Source organism: Trebonia sp. (assembly GCF_049794275.1).
GTDB lineage: Bacteria > Actinomycetota > Actinomycetes > Streptosporangiales > Streptosporangiaceae > Trebonia.
The window spans coordinates 1-4,988 of the sequence record NZ_JBARCR010000205.1 but is presented as its reverse complement, the minus strand read 5'-3'; the positions used below and the strand labels follow the sequence as shown (position 1 = coordinate 4,988).

At 68.1% G+C, this 4,988-nt stretch carries 4 protein-coding genes; 1 reads left to right on the top strand and 3 read right to left on the bottom strand.

The window, feature by feature from the left end; genetic code table 11:
- The 3 genes from WA805_RS05860 to WA805_RS05850 form a co-directional block, all read right to left on the bottom strand.
- A partial coding sequence (locus WA805_RS05860) for a PEP/pyruvate-binding domain-containing protein (protein WP_425241831.1) occupies positions 1 to 145 on the bottom strand: 145 nt, incomplete at its 3' end.
- Positions 146 to 1,945 carry a PEP-utilizing enzyme gene (locus WA805_RS05855; RefSeq protein WP_422284208.1) on the bottom strand — a complete coding sequence of 600 codons (1,800 nt, stop codon included), beginning with the start codon at positions 1,943 to 1,945 and terminating at the stop codon, positions 146 to 148.
- Positions 1,946 to 1,959: 14 nt separating this feature from the next.
- Positions 1,960 to 4,029: an acetoacetate--CoA ligase gene (locus WA805_RS05850; protein ID WP_425241830.1), complete on the bottom strand. Its 2,070-nt coding sequence runs from the start codon at positions 4,027 to 4,029 to the stop codon at positions 1,960 to 1,962.
- A gap of 138 nt (positions 4,030 to 4,167) precedes the next feature.
- Between WA805_RS05850 and WA805_RS05845 the strand changes: the two genes are divergently transcribed.
- The coding region (locus WA805_RS05845; RefSeq protein WP_425241829.1) for an amidohydrolase family protein at positions 4,168 to 4,988 on the top strand (821 nt) is incomplete at its 3' end.

Sequence of the window (4,988 nt, the reverse complement as noted above, 5' to 3'; positions counted from 1 at the left end):
CGGCGAACGCGCCGGCCGTCACCACGAAGCCGGGCGGGACCGCGACGCCAGCCCGGGCCAGGAACCCCAGGCTGGCACCCTTCCCGCCCGCCTCGGCCGCGGACGACGCGTCCGCCAGCGGTACAACCAACGAAGCAGGCGTCATCTAAAGCACCCGCACCGTGCCCCGGTCGCCGTCCACCCGGACCCTGTCGCCGGTCCTGATCCGCTTGGTCGCGTCGCCGCACCCGACGACCGCCGGCATGCCGTACTCGCGGGCGACGATCGCCGCGTGCGACATGGACCCGCCGATGTCTGAGACCGCCGCCTGGATCTTGGCGAACACCGGCGCCCACGACGGGGCGGTCACCGGGACGACGAGAATCTCGCCCTCGCGCAGCGAACCGATCTCGGCCACGTCGTGCAGCACCCGCGCGATCCCCTCGACGACCCCGGACGACGCCGCCACGCCGACGACCTCGTCGGGATCGGGGTTGAGCCAGGACTCGATCCGCTCCTGGGTGATGCCCCAGAGCATCCGGACCGCCGGGTCGTTCAGCGCCTCGGGCACCGGGCCGAGCGCCGCCGGCGGTGACCAGTCTTTCAGCACCTTGATCATCCGCTTGCGCTCGGCGATGATCGGCTGGAAGTGCCCGGCGCCCAGCGGCGGCGACCCGGCCGCCCAGGCGAGGGAGAGGTCGGAGAGCGCCAGGTCGATCTCGGTGTGGTGCAGGTGGAACACGTCGTCCGCTTCGGTCAGGACGCCGACGCGGGCGAGCAGCGCGCCGAACTCCTTGATCTTCTGGAAGAACCGCGTCGTGAACCAGTGCTCGCAGTAGAACTTGTGGTCCTCGACGAACGGGAACACGAGCCGGCACAGCCCGAGCATCTGGTCGAAGGCGGCCTTCTCGTCGTCGGTCGGCAGCAGCTCGCGGTACCCGGTCGCGATCCGCTCCCGCTCGGCCATCAGCTGCTTGGTCGGCCGCGGCGCGATGCCGCCGGCCTTGACCGCGGCCACGTACCCGGGCAGGGCGGTGAACGGCACGGTGAGGTCGTCGTTCCAGGACAGGTGGTGGTGGTAGAAGCCGTCGCCTGAGGAGACGTGGAACCACGGGTCACGGGCCTTGGCGAACTCGTCCAGCCACTTCGCGCCTGCCTCGCCGCGGGTCTCCAGCGCGGCCAGCACATCGGCCGCGACGGCACCCTCGACGAACAGGTCGTCGACGCCGAGTTCGACCGCGAGCCGGGCCAGGGCCTTCAGCTCGTCGTCGGGCCGGTACATGATCACGTCGATCCCGGCCACCATGCGCGCCACCGTCTGGTCGCTGATCTCGGGGAACGCCTGCTGGCAGAACTGGAAGAACACCACGTACGCGCCGTAGCCGAGCATCAGCATCTCGGTGTGGTGGTGCCACATCTTGGAATACAGCGCCAGGCACTTGTTGAAGTTCTCGACCAGGTAGTGGTTCTGGGCGACGCCGCGCGACTCGAAGACCACGTCGTCGTCTTCCCACTCAGGCAGCTGCGGGACCTGGATGCCCTCGATCTCCGCGATCAGCCCGCGCAGCCGCTCCTTCCAGCCCTCGTACAGCGAGTCCCAGTGCTCGAAGTAGTAGCCGGCCCGCGGCCCGAACACCTCCGCGCGCCGCCCGATCTCCGCGGGATCGAGCACCGGGTTCGCGGTGATGTAGACCCGGCCGTTCACGATCCGGTGCTCGATGCCCAGCGTCGTCGGGAACACGAACAGCCGCGCGGTGTTCGCGCCGATCGCCTGGTACGGGATCTCCGAGGTGACCGAGTCGAACGCCGGTATGGGCTCGGGGAAGTGCATCGAGTTGTAGAACCAGAATCGCTTGTCGTCGTCGGGCTGGAAGCGCGTGAAGTACTGGTACATGGATCGCCAGTTCTCCGCGCCGGGCACGTCGGCTATCTGCGAGGGGAGCGGGAAGCCTTGCTGTTCCGTCATCGGAACCCCCTGGGTCACGGTTCTGCCTGGATCGTGTAGTCGTGCTGGGTGCGCGCGTAGTCGATGAACGCGTCGAGGGACGACGGGTCGGCCATCGCGCTCGTGTTGGCGGCCTGCTCCGGGGGCGTGCCCAGGAGGATCTTGCGGACCGGCACCTCGAGCTTCTTGCCGGTTATCGTCGTGGGGATCGCGGGCACCTGGATGATCTTGTCGGGGATGTGCCGCGGGGTGTACTCGCGGCGCAGCCGCGTCTTGATCTCATTCTCGATCCGGTCGTCCAGCGTCACGCCGTCGGCCAGCATGACGAACATCGGCATGAAGAACTGCCCGCCAGGCAGGTCGAGGTTGACCACGATCGCGTCGTCCACCTCGGGGATGCCCTCGAGGACGTTGTAGATCTCGGCGGTGCCGATTCGCACCCCGAACCGGTTCAGCGTCGCGTCCGAACGCCCGAGCACGAAGCAGCCGCCGCGCTCGTTGACCTTGAAGAAGTCGCCCTGCCGCCAGACGCCGGGCCAGGTGTCGAAGTAGGTGGCCTTGTACCGGGTCATCTGCTCGTCGTCGCCCCAGAACTTCACCGGCATCGACGGCATCGGCTTCGTGATCACCATCTCGCCGACCTCGTTCACGACGATCTCGCCGTCGTCGTTGAACGCGTACGCCGCGACGCCGAGGTTGCGGTGCTGGTGCTCACCGGCGTAGACGGGCAGCGTCGGGGAGCCGCCGGTGAACCCGCAGCACATGTCGGTGCCGCCGCTGCCCACGTGCAGCCACAGGTCCCGCTTGACGTTGCGCAGGAACCACGCGTACACCTCGGGCGAGACCGGCGAGCCGGCCAGCATGCATCCTTTGAGCTGGCTGAGGTCGTACTTGTCCTTCGGCACGACGCCCCGCTTGGCGAGCATGTCCGCGTACGCGGGCGACCCGCCGAACATCGTCACCTTCGCGTCGGCGGCCATCCGCCACAGCGCGTCCGGCTCCGGGTATCCGGGGTTCCCGTCGTACAGCAGCGGCTTGACGCCCAGCGCCAGCGAGCTGACCAGGAAGTTCCACATCATCCAGCCGGTCGTGGTGTAGAAGAACAGCACATCGCCCGGCTTGAGGTCCATGTTCAGCCGCTGCAGCTTCAGCTGCTCGAGGAGGATCCCCCCGTGGCTGTGGGTGATCGCTTTCGGCAGTCCGGTGGTGCCGCTGGAGAACAAGATCCACAGCGGCATTCCGAACGGGCCCGTGTGAAAAGTGAAGTCAATCGCTTCGACCGGGGGGTGGTCGAGCAGGTCATGCCAGTCCTGCGCGTAGTCCGCCGGCGCAGGGATGTCGCGGAACGGCAGGTAGATGACGTGCTCGATGCAGCCGAGCTCCTTGATGATCTGGGTGAGCTCGCCGCTGCGGTCGTAGTCCTTGCCGCCGTACCGGTACCCGCCGGTGCAGATCAGCACCCTCGGCTGCAGCTGCTTGAAGCGGTCCAGCACGCCCCGCCAGCCGAAGTCGGGGGAGACGGACGTCCAGATCGCCCCGATGCTGGTGACGGCCAGCATCGCGGTGACGGCCTCGGGGATGTTCGGCAGCGTGGAGGCGACGCGGTCGCCGGGCTGGACGCCGAGGTTCCGCAGCTGGGTGGCGAGCACGCGGACGTTGTTCGCGAGCTCGTCCCAGGACAGCGGGGTGACCGGCGTGGTCTCCGAGTGGTAGTAGAGCGCGACCTCGCCTTTTCGCTCTTTCGCCAGGACGTTCTGGGCGTAGTTCAGGCGGGCGCCGGGGAACCACTCGGCGCCGGGCATCTCGCTCTTGGCGAGTGATTGAGCCGGCGGCGTCTCGGTGACGATGTCGTTGTAGTCCCAGACCGCCTGCCAGAAGGCGCCGGTGTCGGTCACCGACCAGTCCCACAGCTCGCGATAGCCGGCGAAGTCCAGGTTCCTGGTTTCCTTCAGCCAGCGGATGAACGCGGTGATGTTGGCGTTCGCGACCCGCTCGGGTGACGGCGTCCAGAGCAGGTCACCGGCCTTGACCGGGCCGGACAGCGGATCTATGTCGACTGCCGGCCTGCTCGCGGGCATGTCGGCAGAATGGGCGTCAGCGCTCACACCGCTGAGGTTCGCATAGCGGGCACGGCGTAGGCAATGGAGAAGCGGACGATTCGGTGTTCCCGGTCTTGGTTGCTCGCCCAACACTGCCTGCTCACGCGGTATCCGTGACAGTCGATGCGGCGCTGGACGTGTACCATGCCATGGGTGCTGACCGATTCGCTGACCGCCGTCGACGTGCACGTCCACATCGAGGCCGACGGGCATGGCCACTATTCGCTGGACGACGAGCTGATGGCCGCCTCCGCCAGGTACTTCCGGGCCGATCACGACCGGACGCCGACGCTGCCGCAGATCGCGGAGATGTACCGGTCGCTGTCGATGGCGGCCGTCGTGTTCACCGTGGACGCGGGCACGGCGACCGGGCACCCGGCGCTGTCGTCGGAGGAGATCGCGGATTCGGCGGCCGCGTACCCGGATGTGCTGATCCCGTTCGGTTCTGTGGACCCGCTGCGGGGCCCTGTCGCGGTGTCGCAGGCGCGGTCGCTGGTGCGCGATCACGGGGTGCGGGGGTTCAAGTTCCACCCGTCGCTGCAGGGGTTCTCGCCGGACGACCAGGCGTACTACCCGCTGTGGGCGGAGATCGAGACGCTGGGCGTCCCCGCGCTGTTCCACACCGGGCAGACCGGGATCGGCGCCGGCCTGCCGGGCGGCCGCGGCATCAAGCTGCGGCTGTCTGACCCGATGCTGCTCGACGACGTGGCCGCGGACTTCCCGTCATTGACGGTGATCCTGGCGCACCCGTCGGTGCCGTGGGCGGACGCGTCGATCTCCATGGCGACGCACAAGTCCAACGTGTACATCGACCTGTCGGGCTGGTCGCCGAAGTACTTCCCGCCCGCGCTGGTGCGGGCGGCGAACTCCTACCTGCAGGACAAGGTGCTGTTCGGCACCGACTATCCGCTGCTCACCCCGGAGCGGTGGCTGCGCGACTTCGACACGCTCGACATGAAGCCCGA

Bases quoted from the DNA above. Each gene is read 5' to 3' on its own strand.
- WA805_RS05855 (WP_422284208.1), bottom strand. From the start codon at position 1,945: ATGACGGAACAGCAAGGCTTCCCGCTCCCCTCGCAGATAGCCGACGTG.